Below are 21,133 nucleotides of genomic sequence, written 5' to 3' on the forward strand. Positions count from 1 at the left end.
GTCCCACGGCGGTTCGTCACGTTCACGGCGTGGTTGCGAGGTCTCGACAAGCTCGACCGACGATCGGGAGCGGACCGCAGGACGGTGCGGGGTCTCGACAAGCTCGACCGACGATCGGGGACGGACGGCAGGACGGGTTGCGGGGCCTCGACAGGCTCGACCGACGAATTGGGAACGGCACGCAGGTCGGGGCGCGCGGTCTCGACGAGCTCGACCGACGAGAACACAGTCGAGCGGCGGGCATCCGCGGGTTAACGGGGAATGGCCCCCTGCCGAAGCAGGGGGCCATCCGGGAATCAACCTCGGTTAGTTGTACGTACCGGGGGTGAAGTCGTCCGACGAGAAGCTGTCGAAGTCGACGAAGCTCAGGTCACCCTCGGTGAACGCTGCATCATCGGTGAAGATGCGGTTCGGGTAACGCTCAGCCTTGGCTTCATCCGTTGCCTCGACGTTGACGTCGCGGTAGCGGGGAAGACCGGTACCGGCCGGGATCAACTTACCGATGATCACGTTCTCCTTGAGGCCCATCAGCGGGTCGCTCTTGCCTTCCATGGCCGCCTGGGTCAGAACCCGGGTGGTCTCCTGGAAGGAAGCGGCCGACAGCCAGGACTCGGTTGCCAGCGAAGCCTTGGTGATACCCATGACTTCCTGACGAGCCGAAGCCGTCTTCTTGCCCTCGGTGAGCGCGGTGCGGTTGAGTTCGTTGTACTTCAACCGGTCAACGAGCTCGCCCGGCAGCAGGCCGGTGTCGCCGTGCTCCACAACAGTCACCTTGCGAAGCATCTGACGAACGATGACCTCGATGTGCTTGTCGTGAATCGGCACGCCCTGCGAACGGTAGACATCCTGCACGCCACCGACGAGGTGCTTCTGCACCGCGCGGACACCCTTGACTCGAAGAACTTCCTTCGGGTCGACGGCGCCGATGATGATCTGCGTGCCGAGCTCCACGTGCTGGCCATCCTCAACGAGGAGGGTCGCACGCTTGAGCACCGGGTAGGCGATAGCTTCGTCACCGTTGTCGGGGGTCAGGATCACCTTGCGGCTACGATCCGTGTCCTCGATGGTGATGCGGCCAGCAACGTCGACGATCGGCGATGCGCCCTTGGGGGTACGCGCCTCGAAGAGCTCCTGCACCCGGGGCAGACCCTGGGTGATGTCGTCTGCGGATGCGGAACCACCGGTGTGGAAGGTACGCATGGTCAGCTGCGTGCCGGGCTCACCGATCGACTGTGCGGCGATGATGCCGACGGCCTCTCCGATGTCCACGAGCAGGCCGGTAGCGAGCGAACGGCCGTAGCAGACCGCACACACACCGACAGCAGACTCGCAGGTCAGCACCGAGCGCACCTTGATGTTCTCGACGCCGGCCAGAACCAGCTTCTCGATCATCACGTCACCGACGTCGTCTCCGGCGTCAGCAACGACCTCGCCCTTGGCGTTGACCGCGGGGGCGGCCAGGCTGCGAGCGTAAACCGCGTTCTCCACGTTGGGGTGACGCGAGAGGTTACCCGCGGCATCCTTCGTGGCGATCGGCAGGTCGAGACCCTTGGTCGTGCCGCAGTCGTCTTCGCGGATGATGACATCCTGCGAGACGTCGACGAGACGACGCGTGAGGTACCCGGAGTCTGCGGTACGCAGAGCGGTGTCGGCCAGACCCTTACGAGCACCGTGAGTAGCAATGAAGTACTCGGCGACGGACAGGCCTTCGCGGTAGCTCGAGATAATCGGGCGAGGGATGATCTCACCCTTCGGGTTGTTAACCAGACCACGCATACCGGCGATGTTTCGCACCTGCAGCCAGTTACCACGAGCACCAGAGGTGACCATCCGGTTGATCGTGTTGTCAGCCGGGAAGTTCGCCTGCATGGCCGCGGCGACGTCTTCGGTCGCCTTGGTCCAGATCTGGATGAGCTCCTGACGACGCTCGAGGTCGGTCGTGAGACCCTTCTCGAACTGCGTCTGAACCTTCGCGGCCATCTTCTCGTACGTGCCGACGATCTCCTTCTTGTTCGGAGGCGTCAGGATGTCGCTGAGCGCGACGGTCACACCGGAACGGGTGGCCCAGTAGAAGCCGGCGTCCTTGATGCGGTCGAGCGTTGCCGCTACTTCCACCTTCGGGTACCGCTCTGCCAGGTCGTTCACGATGGCCGAGAGGGTGCCCTTGTCGGCAACCTTCTCGAAGTACGGGTAGTCAGCCGGCAGCGCCTCGTTGAAGATGGCGCGGCCCAGCGTGGTGTTCACCAGGACGGTGCCGACAGCCTGACCATCGACCAGCTCGACACCTTCGGGCTGAGTGCCCTCGGTGAAGTACAGGTCGGTGATGCGGATGCGCACCTTGGCGTTGAGGTCGAGCGACTTCTGGTCGTGGGCCAGGATGGCCTCCGAGACAGAGGTGAACGCGCGGCCTTCGCCGGTGACGCCTTCCTTGAGCGTGGTCAGGTGGTGCAGACCGATGATCATGTCCTGTGTGGGCAGGGTCACCGGACGACCGTCGGACGGCTTCAGGATGTTGTTCGAGGCGAGCATCAGGATGCGCGCTTCGGCCTGGGCCTCCATCGACAGCGGCAGGTGCACAGCCATCTGGTCACCGTCGAAGTCGGCGTTGAACGCCGCACAGACGAGGGGGTGCAGCTGGATGGCCTTACCCTCCACGAGCTGAGGTTCGAAGGCCTGGATACCGAGGCGGTGCAGCGTGGGTGCACGGTTCAGCAGAACCGGGCGCTCACGGATGATCTCCTCGAGCACGTCCCAAACCTGCGGGCGGCTCCGCTCGACCATGCGCTTGGCGGCCTTGATGTTCTGAGCGTGGCTCAGGTCGATCAGGCGCTTGATCACGAACGGCTTGAAGAGCTCCAGAGCCATCTGCTTGGGCAGACCACACTGGTGCAGCTTCAGCTGCGGGCCGACGATGATGACCGAACGGCCAGAGTAGTCAACGCGCTTACCGAGCAGGTTCTGACGGAATCGACCCTGCTTACCCTTGAGCATGTCGCTCAGGGACTTGAGGGCGCGGTTACCGGTACCCGTGACCGGGCGGCCACGACGACCGTTGTCGAACAGCGCGTCAACGGCCTCCTGCAGCATCCGCTTCTCGTTGTTCACGATGATCTCGGGGGCACCGAGGTCAAGCAGACGACGCAGACGGTTGTTGCGGTTGATCACACGACGGTAGAGGTCGTTGAGGTCGCTGGTCGCGAAGCGGCCACCGTCGAGCTGCACCATCGGGCGCAGTTCCGGCGGGATGACCGGCACGACGTCGAGCACCATCGCGGCCGGCGAGTTGCCGGTCATGATGAAGGCGTTGACGACGCGCAGACGCTTGATGGCGCGGATCTTCTTCTGACCCTTGCCCTCGGCGATCTGCAGGTGCAGGTTTTCGCTCTCGGTGACCAGGTCGAACGCCTCAAGGCGCTTCTTGATGGCCTCGGCGCCCATGTAGGCCTCGAAGTACATGCCGAAGCGGTCCTGGAGCTCGTGGAAGACGGAGTCTTCCGGCTTCAGGTCGCCGACCTTGAGGGTGCGGAAGTCTTCCCACACACGCTCGAGGTGAGCGATCTGCTCGTCGGCCGACTTACGGACCTGGGACATCTCCTTCTCGGCGGCGTCCTTGGTGCGCTTCTTCTGGTCGCTCTTGGCGCCTTCGGCCTCCAGTGCTGCGAGGTCGGTTTCGAGGCGCTGCAGGCGGTCGGCGATGCGGGAGTCGCGTGAACCTTCGAGGGTCTTGATCTCGAGGCGCAGTTCGTTCTCCAGCCCAGGCATGTCCTGGTGGCGACCGTCTTCGTCGACCTCGATGACCATGTAGGCAGCGAAGTAGATGACCTTTTCGAGGTCCTTCGGAGCCATGTCCAGCAGGTAACCGAGACGCGAGGGCACACCCTTGAAGTACCAGATGTGCGTGACGGGGGCGGCGAGCTCGATGTGGCCCATGCGCTCACGGCGCACAGACGACTTCGTGACCTCTACGCCACAGCGCTCACAGACGATGCCTTTGAAGCGCACTCGCTTGTACTTGCCGCACGAGCACTCCCAGTCGCGGGACGGTCCGAAGATCTGCTCTCCGAAGAGGCCATCCTTTTCGGGCTTGAGCGTGCGGTAGTTGATGGTTTCGGGCTTCTTGACCTCACCGTGCGACCAACGACGGATGTCGTCAGCGGTGGCCAGGCCAATGCGAAGCTCGTCAAATGTTGTTACGTCGAGCAATTTCTCTCCTTGGAAAGTTTTCGAGTATTCGTCAGTGGCCAGGCTTAGATGTCGTCGATTGACGACGACTCAAACCGGGTGGAAATGTTGATGCCCAGCTCCTCCGCTGCGCGGAAGACCTCGTCATCCGTGTCGCGCAGGCTGACTGCGGTTCCATCGGCCGAGAGCACCTCGACGTTCAGGCACAGCGACTGCATTTCCTTGATCAGAACCTTGAAGCTCTCGGGGATACCGGGTTCCTGAATGTTCTCGCCCTTGACGATGGCTTCGTACACCTTGACGCGGCCGAGGATGTCGTCCGACTTAATGGTCAGGAGTTCCTGCAGGGCGTAAGCGGCTCCATATGCTTCGAGCGCCCACACCTCCATCTCACCGAAACGCTGTCCACCGAACTGCGCCTTACCACCCAGCGGCTGCTGCGTGATCATGGAGTACGGGCCCGTCGAACGTGCGTGGATCTTGTCGTCGACGAGGTGGTGCAGCTTCAGGATGTACATGTATCCGACCGCGATGGGCATCGGGTACGGCTCGCCGGAGCGACCGTCGAACAGCTGCGTCTTTCCGGTGGAGTCGATCAGGCGGTCGCCGTCGCGAGTCAGAGTCGTCGAGTCCAGCAGACCGGCGATTTCCTCCTCGAGCGCACCGTCGAACACCGGGGTCGCGACCTTGGTGTTCGGTGCGGCGCTGTGCGCGGCCTCGGGCAGACGGCCGGCCCACTTGGGCTTGCCCTCAACCTGCCAGCCCTGCTTGGCGATCCACCCGAGGTGGGTCTCCAGGACCTGGCCGAAGTTCATTCGACCGGGGATGCCCAGCGGGTTCAGGATGATGTCGACCGGGGTTCCGTCGGCGAGGAACGGCATGTCCTCGACCGGCAGGATCTTGGAGATGACACCCTTATTGCCGTGACGACCGGCGAGCTTGTCACCCTCGGTGATCTTGCGCTTCTGGGCGATGAAGACCACAACGCGCTGGTTGACGCCCGAGCCGAGCTCGTCGTCGCCATCCTGCGAGTCGAAGACCTTGACACCGATGATGGTGCCACGCTCACCGTGGGGAACCTTCAGCGAGGTGTCGCGAACTTCGCGGCTCTTCTCGTTGAAGATCGCGCGCAGCAGGCGCTCCTCGGCGGAAAGCTCGGTCTCGCCCTTCGGCGTGACCTTGCCCACGAGGATGTCGCCGGGGCGAACCTCGGCACCGATGCGGATGATGCCGCGCTCGTCCAGGTCTGCGAGCAGATCCGGGGAGACGTTCGGCAGGTCGCGGGTGATCTCTTCCTTGCCCAGCTTGGTGTCGCGCGCGTCAACTTCGTACTCTTCGATGTGAATCGAGGAGAGAACGTCGTCCTTCACCAGGTTCTGGCTCAGGATGATGGCGTCCTCGAAGTTGTGACCCTCCCATGACATGAATGCCACGAGGAGGTTCTTACCGAGTGCGAGCTCGCCCTGGTCGGTAGCGGGACCATCGGCGATGACCTCGCCGGCCTCGATACGGTCGCCGGCGTTGACGATGACGCGGTGGTTGTAGCTGGTGCCCTGGTTGGAGCGGCTGAACTTGCGCAGGTAGTAGTCCTGCGTTCCACCCTCGTCGAGCTGGATGGTGACGACGTCAGCCGACACCTCCATGACCACACCGGACTTCTGTGCGGTGAGCACGTCGCCGGCGTCGATGGCCGCGAAGCCCTCCATACCGGTTCCGACCAGCGGGCTGTCGCTGAGCAGCAGCGGCACAGCCTGACGCTGCATGTTGGCACCCATGAGTGCACGGTTAGCATCGTCGTGCTCAAGGAAGGGGATGAGCGAGGTCGCGACGGAGACCATCTGGCGCGGCGAGACATCCATGTAGCCGATGTCTTCTGCGGGGAAGAGGTCAACCTCTCCACCCTTCTTACGGGCCAGAACGCGGCCCTCAGCGAAGCGGGCAGCCTTGGTCAGCGGGGCGTTGGCCTGCGCGACGATGTACTCGTCTTCCTCACTTGCGGTGAGGTAGTCGATCGTCGTGGAGACGACACCGTCGATGACACGACGGTACGGGGTTTCGATGAAACCGAAAGCGTTGATCCGCGCGAACGAGGCGAGCGAACCGATCAGGCCGATGTTCGGGCCTTCCGGGGTTTCAATCGGGCACATGCGGCCGTAGTGGGACGGGTGAACGTCTCGCACCTCGACGCCGGCGCGGTCACGGGATAGACCACCCGGGCCCAGCGCGGACAGGCGACGCTTGTGCGTCAGTCCGGCGAGCGGGTTGTTCTGGTCCATGAACTGCGACAGCTGAGACGTACCGAAGAACTCCTTGATCGCGGCGACGACGGGGCGCACGTTGATCAGGGTCTGCGGGGTGATCGCTTCGATGTCCTGCGTGGTCATGCGCTCGCGAACGACGCGCTCCATGCGGGACAGGCCGGTGCGAACCTGGTTCTGGATGAGCTCGCCGACGGCGCGGATACGACGGTTACCGAAGTGGTCGATGTCGTCGATGTCGATGCGGATGTCGGTCTCGACGCCGTCGCGCGTGCCGCGGATCGTGGTCTGGTTGTCGTGCAGCGCAACCAGGTACTTGATCGTGGCCAGGATGTCCTGGAGCGTGAGGACGGAGTCGCTCAGCGGCGCCTCGAGGCCCAGCTTGCGGTTGATCTTGTAACGACCAACCTTGGCCAGGTCGTAGCGCTTGGAGTTGAAGAAGAAGTTGTCGAGCAGCGCACGCGCGGCCTCGGCAGCAACCTGTTCGCCCGGACGCAGCTTGCGGTAGATGTCCTTGAGGGCTTCTTCCTTGGTAAGGATGTTGTCCTTCTCAAGGGTGAGCTCGATGGACGCGAAGCCCTTGAATTCTTCGAGGATCTCTTCGGAGGTGAGGCCGAGAGCCTTGAGGAACACCGTGACGGACTGCTTGCGCTTGCGGTCGATGCGAACGCCGACCTGGTCGCGCTTGTCGATCTCGAATTCAAGCCAAGCACCACGGCTCGGGATGACGCGGGCGGAGTAGATGTCCTTGTCGGAGGTCTTCTCCTGTTCGCGGTTGAAGTACACACCGGGCGAACGCACCAGCTGCGACACGACGACACGCTCGGTGCCGTTGATCACGAAGGTGCCCTTGGGGGTCATCAGCGGGAAGTCGCCCATGAACACGGTCTGGGTCTTGATCTCACCGGTGAGGTGGTTCATGAACTCAGCGTTCACGTACAGCGGTGCGGAATAGGTCTTGCCCTTTTCCTTGCACTCGTCGATGGTGTACTTCTCCGGCTCGAGCTCCGGGTTGGTGAAGGACAGCTGCATCGTCTCGCTGAGGTCCTCGATGGGCGAGATCTCCTCGAAGATCTCGTCGAGGCCGGTACGGGTGGGCAGGTCCTGTCGACCGGCCGCCTGTGCCTCGGCGACGCGAGCCTTCCAGATGTCGTTGCCAACGAGCCAGTCAAAGCTTTCGGTCTGCAAAGCGAGCAGATCGGGAACCGTGAGATTGTCGGTGATCTTTGCGAACGAAAGACGGCCAGCGGCTCGTCCGTTCTTGGGTGAATTGGTGGTTGCGTTGCGCGCAGCAGCCAAGGAAGTAACCTCCGTGGACCCCGTCAGGTCTAATCACTGTTAGTAATTTGGTATGGACTCCACAGATCCTGCAGCTGGGATGTCTATCCGCGATATGAGGACATCCGGCGCAGTAATGTGCTGCAAGGTGGCTTGAGCACGCAAAGCCGACCGCAATATGAAGGCAGAGTTAAATCTGGGAGCGCAAAGGTCAACTATATGCGCTCTGACTCGCCATGTCTACTCGAATGTTGACCTTCGTCAGATTCTCAGGTATAACCCGGTTTAAGGGTGGCTGGTAGGGCTGTCAGACTGGGGGCATGAGCAGGGGCGAGCACGAGCATCCGACGATCACGCTGAAACTGAGCGGGCACCAGGCCGTGCTCGAGCCCGATCGCTTCACGCCGGGCAGCTACCAGCTCGTGGTCGACGGCACCCCGCAGTCGCACGTGAACATCGACAACCCCGACGAGCTGTTCTTCGAGTACATCCAGCGCATCGGGCATGTCATCGACCTGATCGGCGACCCGGGCGAGGCCATCACGGCCGTGCACCTGGGCGCCGGCGCGCTCACACTCCCCCGCTATGTGGAGGCGACCCGGCCAGGGTCCCGGCAGCAGGTGGTGGAGATCGAGAGCGATCTCATCGATTTCGTGCGGGCCGAGCTGCCCTGGGACAAGCGCGCCAACCTGCGGGTGCGGCACGGCGACGCCCGCGAGGTGCTCGGCAAACTGCCCGCCGGGCTGCATGGATCCGTGGACCTCGTGGTGGTCGACATCTTCTCCGGCGCCCGCACCCCGGCGCACGTGACCAGCCGGGAGTTCTACGAGCTGGCCGCTCCGCTGCTCTCGCCGCGCGGCGTTCTGGCCGTGAACGTGGCGGATGGTCCCGGGCTCGCTTTCGCGCGCGCCCAGGCCGCGACCCTGTCGGCAGTGTTCGGGCACGTCATCGGCTTGGCCGAGACCCAGGTGCTCAAGGGGCGCCGGTTCGGCAACATCGTCTTCGTGGCCGCGCACACCCCGCTCGACCTGCACTGGGTGCCGCGGCTGCTCGCGGGCGGCCCGCATCCGGCCAAAGTGGTCGAGGGCGCCGAGCTCGCCCAGTTCATGGCGACAGCGTCGGTGGCGACGGATGCGACGGCCACGCCGTCCCCGCTGCCCGGCCGAACGGTCTTCCAAATCGGCAACTGACGGTCCCCGACTGGTCCCGGTGCGGACTACTGCACCCCGCACACCGGGTGCACTTGCCCGCACCGGTAACAGTTACCCTCGCGCTAGCGGTTCAGCCGGATGGTGTCCCCCAGCGTGGCCGTGCCCTCCGTATCGGGCTGGAAGTACTGGAGTACGAACTGGTCGCCAGTCGCCTCGATCACGCTCGCCCCGGTCCCGTCCAGACACAGTCGGCTGCCCTCTCGCAGTTCGGCCGGACATTCACGGTAGTTGGCCGTGCCGCCGAGGCCGGCGGTGAGGTAGTGCAGACCGTCGACCACCACGTCCTCGTAGATGTGCTGATGGCCCGCGATCACGATATCCGCACCCCACCCGGCGTAGTCCCAGCCGGCGGTGGGTCGCATCTCGCGGTTGTCCTCGTGCACGCCGGAGGTGTACGCGGGGCGGTGGAACAACACCACGTTCCAGGCATCCGGTCGGCTGGCACGCTGGTCGGTCAGCTCCTCCCGCAGCCAGGCCCGTTGGGTGTCCAGCTCCGCTGGGGTGGTCTCGCTGTCCAGCACGAACAGGGTGACGTCTCCGACATCCTGCGTGTACCAGCGCTGCTCGGCGTCTGCGGTGGTGTCGAGATAGGGGAACGCCGCTCGGTAGGCGTCGAGCCCGGCACCCTCATCGGTGTAGTCGTGGTTGCCGAGGGTGGGCCACAGCGGGGGGATGCCCTGCCCGTCCCGTCCCCGGTCGAAGTAGCCCCAGACCGATTCGGTGTAGGGAGCACAGCCTTCGACGCCCTGGCTGTTGTCTCCGGCCGTCACGATGGCGTCCACGCCCCAGGAGACGGCTTGATCCGCCGTCCATTGTTCGCCGGCGTCGCACGTGCCGAAGTCGGAGATCAGCGCCAACCGGGTCGCCGCCGGCGGGGACGGCTGCGGGATGTCGGAGGGTCTGGGGTCGGAAAGAGCCGGCGGGGGCGCGACGCAACCGGCCAGTGCCAGCACGACTGCCGCGCACGCCGCAGCGCCCGCGGAAGTGCGGCGGGTACGGCGGTCGCGGACCTTCTTCATCATCTTCATGTGCTCATCACCGATGCGTGTTTCAGGTGGAGACTGTGGTGACTACGGAAGCGCTGGAAGCGTCGGTGTCGCCTTGGCCAGCAACCGCACCTGAATCGCCTCGACCCGCTTCGCCTGACCCGTCGTGCCTGCTGTCGCACCGTTGGTCACCCACGACTGCCAGCCTTCGTTCTGCACGTGCGCCCGGTAGGAGATGTCGTATTGGGCAGCCAGATCACCGGTCAGGCGGAACTGGATCGCCTCCATCCGCAAGCCCCGACCGGTCGTGCCGATGTTGGACGTATCGCTCCACCCCGTCCAGCCGATGTTCTCCACGTGCGCGGTGGCCTGGATGTTCGCGACGGCCGGGGAGTCCGGTGTTTCGAGGATGAACGCTTCCATCCGCCTGGCCTGGCCGATCGTGCCGGCGACCTGGCCGGTGTTCACTTTCCGCTGCCAGCCGATGTCCTGCAGGTGAGCCCGCAATCGGAGCATCGGGGTGGGGCCCTGCTCCTTGATCATCATCGTGGTTCGCGTGGTGACCCAGTCGCGGAGGTAGCCGACCTCGCCGGCGTAGGTGCTGTGATAGTCCTTGCCGCCGGGGATCAGGAGCGTCGGCGTGCCGAGAATGGGCCAGACGGCGAAGTTCTGCGCGGCAGAGGCCGAGATCTCACTCTCCCAGCGGGTGATCTTGGCCGGCATGAGCCCAACCTCGTTGGAGATGCCCGCTTGCCACAGCTCGTTGGCGCGCTTGACGAAGTCCTTGGAACGGAACAGGTCGAAGAAGAACCCGTTGCCGTTCTGTTGCAGCAACTGCGCGTTCTTCGCGTAGTCGGCCTGCGGGTCCGAACCCAGGTGCCGGGCGCGGTCGAAGTTGCCCAAGGCGGTGTCGAAATCCCACACCGGTCCGGCGAACAGCTTGCCGGCCAGGCCGTCCTTGTAGAAGTAGATGCTCGACATCGTGATCTCGGGATTCGCCGTCTGTTCGAGCACGAAGTAGAACTTGACGAACGAGTCCACGTCGATCAGGGCGCTCAACGCACCCCAGTCGACCTGCGGCGCGGCGAGGATCGCATCCACCTTGTTCAGAGTGTTCTGGATGTCGTTCCAGCCGGTCAGGGTCTCGGCCGGAAGCGAACCCGCATCCGGAACGCCGGCCTTGGCGTCTTTCAGGACGAAGAGGGACTTGCTGGTCGCAGTCTGGAATTTGAATGGTTCCGCCTGTCCATAGCTGTTGTCCAACTCGACCATGACGCCCATCGGGTCGGCCAGGTCAACGCGGTTCGCCTTGACCTCGGTCTTCTCGCTGACCAGGTAGTTGCCCAGGTACGTGCCGTTGACGCGGAGGTCGACCCACCTCGACTCCGGCGAGTAGGCCAGCCCGATGGCAGTGGCCAGTTCGAAGGCCGCTTTGTTGCGCATCAGGGAGGCGTCGGCGGCATTCGCGAGAAGAATCCAGGTCTTGGCGGAGGCCATGCCCAGAAGTGCCGTACTCTGCGCGAACTTGATCTGGTACGGCTTCTTGTCGAGTTTCCAGGTGTGGTTGCCCCGGCCCTTGATCTCGCCCACAGCGGGGACCGAGATGCTGTTCACCCCGGCAGGGTCCTCGACCGTCATCGTTGTGGCAACCTTGTTGTCCTTGGAGGCGTGCACGTAACTCAGAGTGTTGTGCGAGGCATCCGCGTCGCTCAGGGTGATGTTCAGGGTTGGCAGGTTCGAGGTCTGTGGCGCGGCGTTGGCGTGAGGCAGGTCGCCCGCACTGACGAGAGTGATGGTGAGGGCGGCGGCCATCGTGAGGACCATCGCGCGCAGTCCCAGCCCCTCCCGTGACAGTGTGTGCATGGTTCGGCCTTTCGTTATCCCACCGGGACGGGCGCACAGAGTGCCAACGTCGATGACGTCGCCCGTCTGCGTGCACACCCTACGCCTAACCTGAGTTTTTCTCAGGTTCTGGGGCCGGGCAGGACAACGTGCGCGTCGGCAGTCAACGGCCGATTGCGCCGATGATCGAAGCGGATGAATCCGAGCCCCTGTGCGCGTTGCGAACCGGGCGTTCCGGGAGGGAAACATCACGGCACACCCCGCTGGCGGAAGCTGGTGCGCCCGGAGCCGGTTACCCTTGAAAGGAACCCGATCTCACCCGCGGCACCCCTCGGCCGCCCAGTCAAGGACATCATCCTGACCATCATCACTGGCTACGACGCCGTCACCCTCCGGGAAAAAGTCGATCTCCCCGCCGCCGCCGAACGACTCGACGATCTCGGCAAACTCCGCAGCCTGTCTGCCCTCAACGAGAAGGTCACGCTGCTACGCCTGCTCGACCGCCTGGACGAGGCCTTCGAGATCGCCAACCAGGCGCTGCGCCAGGCGCGGTTCACCGGTGACCGGCAGGACTTCGTGCTGTGCCGCATCCGTCGCGCCCAGGTGATGCAGTTTCAGGGCAAGCTCGAGGAGGCCGCCGCCGAGCTGACGCAGTGCGTGCTCGAGTCGGAGACCCACGAGTGGAACCTCACGGCCGCGTTCGCGCGGGAGACCCGGGGCAAGGTGCAGTTCGAGCAGGACGAACTCGAGGGAGCCCTCACCGACTTCACCGCCGCGGTCTTCCTGCGCGAGAAGGCCGGCGCATCCCCCGACGAGCTGGAGAGCGCGCTGATCGCGGTCGCCGTGGTGGAGTCCTTCATCGGCGAGCGCCGCACCGACCGCTGAGTCGCGGCTTCGCGCCGCGCCTCGCGCGGGCACTCGCTGCACCGCTGCCCGGATGCGCCGGATGGCGTCGCCCGCACATTCGCTGCACCCCGTGTGGGCCACCGCGCCCGCTATAGGGGCGCAGCCGGCCACAGGAGGTGCAGCGAACGGTCCTGCATCCGAGGTAGCCCTGATTTTGGTGGTTTCCCTGCCTTTCATGGCATTCTTCAGGTGATGCATCACAGACGAGTTTGGGGCGGCCTGGTGGCCGCGAGTACGGTCGCGCTGCTCTGCGCCTGCGCGGCGAGCGCCCCACGTCCCAGCGTCAGCTCGAGCACCCCGGCGCAGCCGACTCCTGAGGTGAGCAGCACGGCCCCGGATGCGGCGCCCGCGCCGGTGCATCCGGTGGGCGACCCGGTCGTGATCGCCGAGGGCCTCGACGTCCCGTGGTCGATCCTGCGGCTGCCCAACGGGGCCACGCTGATCAGCGAACGCGACACCGCGCTCGTGCGGGAACTGCTGCCCGACGGCAGCCTGCGCGACGCCGCGACCGTGGCCGGGGTGGTGCCGAACGGCGAGGGCGGGCTGCTCGGGTTGGCGTACCTGCCGGAGGACTCCGGGTGGGTCTACGCGTACTTCACCGCCGCATCCGACAACCGCATCGTGCGGATGCCGGTCACCGGCGCCGCGGGCAGTCTCGGACTGGGCGAGCCGGAGACCGTGCTGACCGGTATCCCCGCGGCCGGCAACCACAACGGCGGCCGGCTCGGGTTCGGACCCGACGGCATGCTCTACGCCACGGCCGGCGACGCGGGCAACACCGGCAACGCGCAGAACCTCGACTCGCTGGGCGGCAAGGTCCTGCGGATGACGCCCACCGGCGAGGTGCCGGCGGACAACCCGTTCGGCACCCTGGTGTACTCCTATGGGCACCGCAACCCGCAGGGTCTGGCCTGGGATTCCACCGGGCAGCTCTGGGCCAGCGAGTTCGGCCAGAACACCTGGGACGAGCTCAACCTCATCACCGCGGGCGCCAACTACGGCTGGCCCGAGGTAGAGGGCATCGGCCAGACGGCCGGGTTCACCGACCCGGTGCAGCAGTGGTCCACCGACGAGGCCAGCCCGAGCGGGCTCGCGAGCGTCGGCGACACCCTGTTCCTGGCCGCGCTGCGCGGTGAGCGGATGTGGCGGGTCGACTCCTCCACAGGCACCGTGGACGACTGGTTTGTGAACAGCTTCGGCCGGCTGCGCGACGTGGTGTCGGGCCCCGGCAGCACACTGTGGTTCGTGACGAACAACACCGATGGCCGCGGCTCCCCCTCCCCCGGCGACGACCGCCTCTACCAGGTGCAGGTGGCGCCCTGATGGCCGACCTCGTGCGCGTGCGCCGCTGGGCCGACGCGCTGATCGCCCTGCACCTCGACCCCAGTTGGACGTTCGATTTCGACAACGCCAAGAAGCGGGCGGGGCTGTGCAACTTCACCCTCAAGCGCATCACGGTGTCGCGCTACCTCGCCGCCCGGTACGGCGACGACGAGATCCACCAGATCCTGCTGCACGAGGTGGCGCATGCCCTGGCCGGTGCCCGGGCCGGCCACGGTCCGGCCTGGCGCAGCGTGGCCGCCGGCCTCGGTTACGACGGCAAACGCACCCACGACGGGGAGATCGCCGACGACCTGGCCCCCTGGGTGGGCACCTGCTCGGCTGGCCACACGCACTACCGGTACCGCAAGCCCACCCGGCCGCTGGCTTGCGGCCTCTGCGGGCGCGGCTTCACCGCCGCGCACGTGATCACCTGGGTGCGGCGCGAGATCACCCCCGCAGCCCGCCGCAAGGCCGCCGCCGCGGCGCGCTGAGCCGCGTCGCTCGCCGAGGCGCCGGCATCCGCCCCACCTCGTTCTGGGTCTAACTGGTGCCACTGCGGACAAATGTGCCCGGGCGCACCGGGCGGAAAAGTCCGCACGGGCAACAGTTCGCAACGGATGCGGCGGGGCGCGCGCGGGTGGAGACTGTGACGTGAGCACACGCGTGCGAGCCGCATCCCGACCGCCACCGTGTGCGTGGGAGTGGGCCATGACCGACGACGCGGACCTGGTGCCCGAACCCGGTGTGCCCGAGCCCGCCGACTCCCAACCTGGCGGGCCCGAACCCAGCGAGCCCGAGCCTGCCGACCCCCAACTTGGCGGGCCCGAGCAGGATGCGCACGGCCCCGGCACCGAGACGCCCCACCCGGCGGCAACCGCGCGGCGCCGGCATCCGCTGGTCATCGTCGCCTCGGTGTTGTTGCTGCTCGTCATCGTGGGGGTCGTGCTCGTGCCGCAGTATGCCAGCGGGGTACGGGCGCTGGAGTCGTTCGGCTCGATCTCGCCGTCGCTCGTGCTGGCCGCGCTCACCCTCGAGCTGGCCTCGCTGCTGTGTTACAGCGCCCTGTCGGCCGAGATGATCGGGCCGCCCACGCCGCGTTTCCGCACGCTGCTGCGCATCGACCTCACCGATCTGAGCATCCGGAACGCGGTGCCCGGCGGCGGCGCCACGGCCGCGGCGGCCCGGTACCGGTTTCTGCGCCAAGCAGGCGTGCGGCCGGAGAACGCGCTGACGGCCGCGACCATCCAGCTCACCGGGTCGAACCTGGCCCTCGGCGCCCTCTTCGCCCTGGGTGTGGCCCTGTCGCTACGCACCCTCTCGGACAACCTCTACTACCGGGTCGCCGGCATCGCGGTGCTCGCCCTGCTGGCCGCCGCGGCTCTCGGGGTGTGGCTGCTCACCCGGCACCCGGCCCGATCGGTCACGGTGGCCCGCGCCGTGGCACATCGACTGCCGCTCGTGACCGAGTCCGGAGCGGAGTCGTTCGTGCGCACCCTGGGCGGTCAGATCCGGCTGCTGGCCACGCATCCGCGCCGCCTGCTCGTGGTGGTGCTGCTGTCGGCCGCGAACTGGCTGCTGGATGCGGCCGCCCTATGGGTGCTGTTGGCCGCGTTCGGCTATCCGCTGGCGTTCGGTCCGCTGCTCACGGTCTACGGGCTCGGCACGATCGTCGCGATGCTGCCGCTCACCCCGGGAGGCCTGGGCATCGTCGAGGCCGTGATGGTGCCGGCCCTCATCGCGTACGGCGCCCCGCGCGAGGCCGCGCTGCTGGGGGTGCTGGGCTGGCGGCTGCTGGAGTACTGGCTGCCGCTGCCACTGGGCCTGGCCGCCTGGCTGTCGCTGCGATGGGGCAGCTTCCGCGGGAGCCACCGCCCCGGGCGCGGGGCCGGGGCGAGCGTACGCTGAGCATGTCCGCATCCGTCAGGAGCCTCGAGTGACAACAACCCGCCCCACCCACACTCCTCGGCGCACCCCGCCGGACCCCGCGGCGGCCAGCTTCTGGGCGCTCACCGTCGACGAGGTCGCGAGGCTGTTCCCGGCTCCGGATGCGATCGCCGCACCCCTCGCCCTCGCCCGCGCCCGCGGTCACTCCCGGTTGCGGTCCTGGGCCGGCATCGTGCTCCGTCAGCTGTCCAGCCCGATCACGATGATCCTGCTCGTGGCGGCCCTGATCGCCACCGCAACCGGTGACAACGTCGACGGCGGGGTGATCCTGCTCATCGTGGTGCTCAGCGCTGCGCTCGGCGCCTGGCAGGAAGGCCGGGCCGCCGACGCCGTGGCGAACCTGCTCGCCAGCGTCGCGGTCACCGTCCGCGTGCAACACGGCGATGCCCTGGTGGACCTGCCCACCGATGCGGTGCGGCCGGGCGACCGGGTGGTGCTCGGTGCGGGCGACATAGTGCCCGCCGACTGCCGCCTCGTGGAGACCGACGACCTGCAGGTGGACGAATCGTCGCTCACCGGGGAATCCTTCCCGGTGGCCAAACAAGCCGGCGGCCCGCTCCCCGTCGATACCCCGCTGGCGCAACGCAGCAACATCCTCTTCAACGGCACCAGCGTGGTGAGCGGCAAGGCGGTGGCCATCGCGGTGCTGGTGGGCGCCGACAGCACCTTCGGGCACATCTCCACGGCGCTGGAGACGCGGGCTGAGCCCACCAGCTTCGAAACGGGCATCCGGGCGTTCGGCATGCTGTTGCTGCGCGTGATGGTCGTCATGGTCGCCGCGATCCTCCTGATCAACCTGGTGCTCGGCCGGCCGCTGATCGACTCCCTGCTCTTCGCGCTGGCCCTGGCGGTGGGCATCACCCCGCAGATGCTGCCCGTCGTGGTCTCGGTGAGCCTGGCCGCCGGCGCCCGGCGGATGGCGCGGCAGGACGTGATCGTCAAGCGCCTCGACGTGATCGAAGACCTGGGCTCCATGAGCGTGCTGTGCACCGACAAGACCGGCACCATCACGGCCGGCAGCGTGCGGGTCGACCGTGCCCTCGACGCCGCCGGGCAGCCCAGCGAACGGATGCTCGACCTCGCGGCGCTCAATGCCGGCCTGCAGTCGGGGTACCCCAACCCGCTCGACCTGGCCGTGCTGGCCCGCCGGCCGCTGCCGCCTGGCGCGGTGTCGCTCGACGAGGTGCCCTACGACTTCACCCGCAAACGCCTCACAGTGGTGGCCGAGGTCGCCGGGCAGCGCACCATGATCACCAAGGGCGCCTTCGACGGGGTGCTGGCCTGCTGCTCCCGCGTGGACACGGCCGACGGCATCCGCCCGCTCGATCCGATCCGGGCGGAAATCGCCGACCGCTTTCGCCGGTTGAGCGCCGACGGCTACCGGGTCATCGGGCTGGCCACGGCCCCGGTCGACTCGGACCGGCCGCTGCAGGTGGTCGACGAACACGACCTCGTGTTCGAGGGGTTCCTCGCCTTCCTCGACCCGGTCAAGGAGGACGCCCGGGCGTCGCTGGCGGAACTGGCGGCGCTGGGCATCCGCACCAAGATCCTCACCGGCGACAACCGGTACGTGGCCGCGACGCTCGCCCCGCAGCTGGGCATCGACGCCGGCCGGGTGGCCGTGGGCGCCGACCTGGCGGGCCTGGGCCAGGCGCAGGTGCACGAGCTGGTGTCGCGCACGAGCATCTTCGCCGAGGTCGAGCCCAGCCAGAAGGAGGTCATCGTGGCGGCGCTCCGCGATGCGGGCGAGACCGTGGGGTTCCTCGGCGACGGCATCAACGACGCCACCGCCCTGCACGGCGCGGATGTGGGCATCTCGGTGGACACCGCGGCGAGCGTGGCGAAGAAGGCCGCCGCGGTGGTGCTGCTCACCAAGGAACTCGCGGTGGTGGCCACCGGGGTGCGGCTCGGCCGGCATACCTTCTCCAACACGCTCAAGTACGTGCGGGTGGCGTCGAGCGCCAACTTCGGCAACATCCTGAGCATGGTCGTCGCCGCGGCGACGCTGCCGTTCCTGCCGATGCTGCCCGGTCAGATCCTGCTGCTGAACTTCCTGGCCGACATTCCCAACACCCTGGTGTCACGCGACAACGTCGACCACGAGCGGCTCGAGATCGCCGGCGTGTGGGACATGCGCCAGGTGACCCGGTTCATGATCATGTTCGGGTTGCTCAGCACGGTGTTCGACCTGGCCACCTTCGCGCTGATGCGCTGGGTGTTCCACACGGATGCCGCCACTTTCCGCACGGGTTGGTTCATCGAGTCCGGGCTCACCCAGTTCGTGGCGATGATGACCCTGCGCACCAGCCGCCCGGCGTGGCGCAGCCGCCCGGACGGGGTGTTCTTCTGGGTGAGCCTGCTCGTGGCGGCCGCCACGGTGACGCTCACCTTCACCCCGCTGGGCGCGCTGGCGCAGTTCGTGGCGGTGCCGCCGGCGCTACTGCTGGCCCTGTTCGCGATGGTGCTCGGCTACGGGCTCGCGAACGAGGCCCTCAAGCGGTTCGTGCGGTTCTGAGCGCGGCCGCGCACCCGGGTGAGCGCATCCGTGCTGGGTGCATCCTTGCCGGGCGCATCCGTGCCGGGTGGCCGACGGGTCCAGGCATCCGCTTGCCGCGGGCGTGCCGAAACGCTAACGGCGCGGGGCCGTGCGACGGGGGCTCTTAGTCGATGACCTTGAGGTCTTTCCAGAAGGCGACGTAGCCGCTGTAGTCCTGGCCAACCCGGTCGAACGAGCTCGGGGTGGGCGTGGGGTAGCTGAACGCGCCGTCGACCACCGTGGAGACGCCGTCGGTCACGGTGAAGTACTGGCATTCACCCTTCCAGGAGCAGGTGTAGGGCGTGTCGGTGGGCGCCAGGAACTCGTCCTTGACGCTCGACGGCGGGAAGTACCAGTTGCCCTCGATCTTGATGAGTTCGTTCTCGGGGGCTTCGGCCACGACCGTGCCGTTGAGTACTGCCTTCATGAGGGGCTCCTTCACTGGGTGGTGCAGCGGATGCTGCGGGGCCGCGCAATCAGGCACGCGCGTGCCGGGTGCAACGCGGGCGAGCCGGCGAGCATTCCCGACGACGCCGCACGAAGTCAGGCGGGGAAGACGAAATCGGTGACGACGGTGACGGCCGGGGTCGCCGTCGCGGCGGGGGCATCCGTGGGGGCCGTGGCCTCGGCGGCGACGAGGGCCTGCCCGGTTTCGGACGCCTTCACGAGGTGTTTCACGGCGCGCTTGAGCCCCGTGAAACTCGCCGCGGCGGCCGCGGCTTCCGGGGAGCAGTGGTCGATGCCGCGTTCGGCGAGGGCATCGATCACGGCGCCGGCGGCGAGCTGGTCCTCCATGGCGAAGCGGATGCTGCCGTCGGCGCGGCGCTCCCCCACGGCGATGACGGCCACGGAGAAACGGTCACCCTTCTCGGTCTGGCGGGCCAGCGCCCAGTCGGCCACGAGTGCACTCGTGGCCAGGTCGGCCACGATGACGGTGTGGGAGGCGACCGGGGTGGGGAAGCTGTGCGCGGCATCCACCGGAGGCAATTCGTCGGCGAGCACGACCACGTCGGCCTCGGCCGCGAGGGCATGGAAGCCCGCGAGACCCCAGTCGAATCGGACCTGGTACTTGATCTGGGGCTGGGCGTCGCTCACCCGTTCAGAATACCGGCCGGCGGGCTCCGGCGGCGGGAAAAGCCGTCACCGGGCGTCGTAGTGCGCCAGGGCGTCGGCGTCGGTGGCGTGGGTCATGGCCCGGCGGGCGGCGTCGAGCGCGGTGACCGGGTCGGCCTCGGCCTCGGCCAGCGCGAGCTGGCGTTCGGCCTCGGCCAGGCGGGTGCGGGCGTCGGCGCCCACCCGGCCCCGGTTGGCGGTGATGAAGTCGCGGGTGATGCCGATCTGGCTGCGGGCGGCCAGCCGGGCGCCCACGAAGGCCTCGCGGGCGTTGTCAAGTCGTAACTGCCGGTTGCGGGCCTCGGAGCGGGTGACGTCGAGCCCGTCGAGGGCTTCGCGCAACCGGGCGAGGTCGGCGGCGGGATCGCTCACCCGGCCGGGACGGCGCAACTCCGCCACCACGGCATCGGCGGCGGCGATCACCCGGTTCAGCTCGGTGCTGGCCTCGGATTCCTCGTGCCGGTCGCGCAGGGCGCGGGCCTCGGCCAGCTCGGTCTCGGCCCCGGCGAGGGCCGTGCCGAGGCTGGCGAAGGCCACGTGCAGCTGGTCCTCGCCGGTTTCGATGGCGTCCAGCAGCGTGGTCGCGGTGAAGAGCCCGTGCTCGGCGGCGCTGACCTGGTCGCCGACGGGGTCGGTGGCGCCGGTGGCGAGGCGCGCGTCGGCGGCATCCGCGGCCCGGCGGCCCTCGTCGATGGCTGTGCGGGCCCGCTCGACGTTGCCGCTGATGGCGGCCAGCGCAGACGCGGAGTAGGTGGTGGCGAGGCGGTCGAGAGTGGCGGCGCCGCCGGCGAGACGGTCGGTGGCCCGGTCGAGGCGGCGACGCAGCTGCTCGAGCTGCACCGGCGCGTTCTGCTCCACCACGCGCTTGCTGTCGAACTCGCGGGTCTGCGCGTTCAGGCGGCCGGTGGCCTCGTCGGCGAGTCGGGTGATCTGCTCGGTCCACTGCCGGATCTGAGTGTCGGTGTCGGGCACGCCGTCATCGAGCTTCTGCTGCAGGGCGAAAGCCTCGCGCAGCTGCCGTTTGGACACGTCGAGCGCGGCGGCGAAGTCGGCGGTGGCCCGCTCGCCGAATTGCGCCTGGGCGAAACCGAGCTCGTCGGTGGCGGCCTCAATGAGGTCGTCGGCCCGCACCAGGCTGATCGCCGCGGTGCGCGCCCGCTCGGTGGTCTCCGCGGTCTCGGCGGCACGGATGCTGCGACCCTTGCGCCGGGATGCCGACACGAACAGCCAGATGACGCCCACGACCACGCCGAGGACGATGACGGACGGGAGCCACCACAAAGCATCAGTCATGCCGCCATCCTATTGAGCGAAGCTGGTGGAAGGGCTGGTGGCAGGCCGGTCCCGGGGGTCTTTCGGGGCGCAGCGGGATCGGCTCGCGGGGTCTCGACAGGCTCGACCGACGAGATGGGGACGCACCCGGGATCGGCTCACCGGGTCTCGACGAGCTCGACCGACGAGATGGGCACGCACCCGGGATCGGCTCGCGGGGTCTCGACGAGCTCGACCGACGAGATGGGCACGCACCCGGGATCGGCTCGCGGGGTCTCGACG

General features: G+C 67.3%; 13 protein-coding genes. 6 read left to right on the forward strand and 7 right to left on the reverse strand.

The window, feature by feature from the left end:
- Positions 1-306: 306 nt before the first annotated feature.
- Together PA27867_RS15220 and rpoB are read right to left on the reverse strand one after the other, a co-directional pair.
- Positions 307-4,203: a DNA-directed RNA polymerase subunit beta' gene (locus tag PA27867_RS15220; RefSeq protein ID WP_066597746.1), complete on the reverse strand. Its 3,897-nt coding sequence runs from the start codon at positions 4,201-4,203 to the stop codon at positions 307-309.
- Positions 4,204-4,247: 44 nt separating this feature from the next.
- Positions 4,248-7,739 (reverse strand): DNA-directed RNA polymerase subunit beta, encoded by a 3,492-nt coding sequence (gene rpoB, locus PA27867_RS15225; RefSeq protein WP_066597748.1) that lies wholly within the window; start codon positions 7,737-7,739, stop codon positions 4,248-4,250.
- Between the two features lie 299 nt (positions 7,740-8,038).
- Between rpoB and PA27867_RS15230 the strand changes: the two genes are divergently transcribed.
- Positions 8,039-8,908, forward strand: coding sequence for a spermidine synthase (locus PA27867_RS15230; protein ID WP_066597749.1), 870 nt, complete (start codon positions 8,039-8,041; stop codon positions 8,906-8,908).
- An 83-nt stretch (positions 8,909-8,991) separates the two neighbouring features.
- Here the strand turns inward: PA27867_RS15230 and PA27867_RS15235 are convergent, their stop codons facing one another.
- Positions 8,992-9,957: a metallophosphoesterase family protein gene (locus PA27867_RS15235; protein WP_066597750.1), complete on the reverse strand. Its 966-nt coding sequence runs from the start codon at positions 9,955-9,957 to the stop codon at positions 8,992-8,994.
- A gap of 42 nt (positions 9,958-9,999) precedes the next feature.
- Positions 10,000-11,778, reverse strand: coding sequence for a CotH kinase family protein (locus PA27867_RS15240; RefSeq protein WP_066597751.1), 1,779 nt, complete (start codon positions 11,776-11,778; stop codon positions 10,000-10,002).
- A gap of 255 nt (positions 11,779-12,033) precedes the next feature.
- Between PA27867_RS15240 and PA27867_RS15245 the strand changes: the two genes are divergently transcribed.
- The 5 genes from PA27867_RS15245 to mgtA all read left to right on the forward strand — a co-directional run bounded on the left by PA27867_RS15245 (position 12,034) and on the right by mgtA (position 18,445).
- Positions 12,034-12,642, forward strand: a complete 609-nt coding sequence (locus PA27867_RS15245) for a hypothetical protein (protein WP_236900730.1) — start codon at positions 12,034-12,036, stop codon at positions 12,640-12,642.
- Between the two features lie 339 nt (positions 12,643-12,981).
- Positions 12,982-13,986 carry a PQQ-dependent sugar dehydrogenase gene (locus tag PA27867_RS15250; RefSeq protein WP_236900731.1) on the forward strand — a complete coding sequence of 335 codons (1,005 nt, stop codon included), beginning with the start codon at positions 12,982-12,984 and terminating at the stop codon, positions 13,984-13,986.
- A complete protein-coding gene (locus tag PA27867_RS15255; protein ID WP_066597755.1) occupies positions 13,986-14,477 on the forward strand; it encodes a SprT-like domain-containing protein in 492 nt (163 codons plus the stop codon). The genes PA27867_RS15250 and PA27867_RS15255 overlap by 1 nt, the downstream gene beginning before the upstream one ends.
- 217 nt (positions 14,478-14,694) lie before the next feature.
- Positions 14,695-15,891 (forward strand): lysylphosphatidylglycerol synthase transmembrane domain-containing protein, encoded by a 1,197-nt coding sequence (locus PA27867_RS15260; protein WP_066597757.1) that lies wholly within the window; start codon positions 14,695-14,697, stop codon positions 15,889-15,891.
- Between the two features lie 28 nt (positions 15,892-15,919).
- A complete protein-coding gene (gene mgtA / locus PA27867_RS15265; RefSeq protein ID WP_066597758.1) occupies positions 15,920-18,445 on the forward strand; it encodes a magnesium-translocating P-type ATPase in 2,526 nt (841 codons plus the stop codon).
- A gap of 145 nt (positions 18,446-18,590) precedes the next feature.
- Here mgtA and PA27867_RS15270 read toward each other — a convergent pair whose 3' ends face one another.
- The 3 genes from PA27867_RS15270 to PA27867_RS15280 form a co-directional block, all read right to left on the reverse strand.
- A complete protein-coding gene (locus PA27867_RS15270; RefSeq protein ID WP_066597759.1) occupies positions 18,591-18,893 on the reverse strand; it encodes a DUF427 domain-containing protein in 303 nt (100 codons plus the stop codon).
- A 116-nt stretch (positions 18,894-19,009) separates the two neighbouring features.
- Entirely contained in the window at positions 19,010-19,561 is a 552-nt protein-coding gene (locus PA27867_RS15275) for a hypothetical protein (RefSeq protein WP_066597760.1), read from the reverse strand.
- A gap of 45 nt (positions 19,562-19,606) precedes the next feature.
- Positions 19,607-20,872 (reverse strand): hypothetical protein, encoded by a 1,266-nt coding sequence (locus PA27867_RS15280; RefSeq protein WP_066597764.1) that lies wholly within the window; start codon positions 20,870-20,872, stop codon positions 19,607-19,609.
- Between the last annotated feature and the right edge of the window lie 261 nt (positions 20,873-21,133).

Source organism: Cryobacterium arcticum (genome assembly GCF_001679725.1).
GTDB classification, from domain to species: domain Bacteria; phylum Actinomycetota; class Actinomycetes; order Actinomycetales; family Microbacteriaceae; genus Cryobacterium; species Cryobacterium arcticum_A.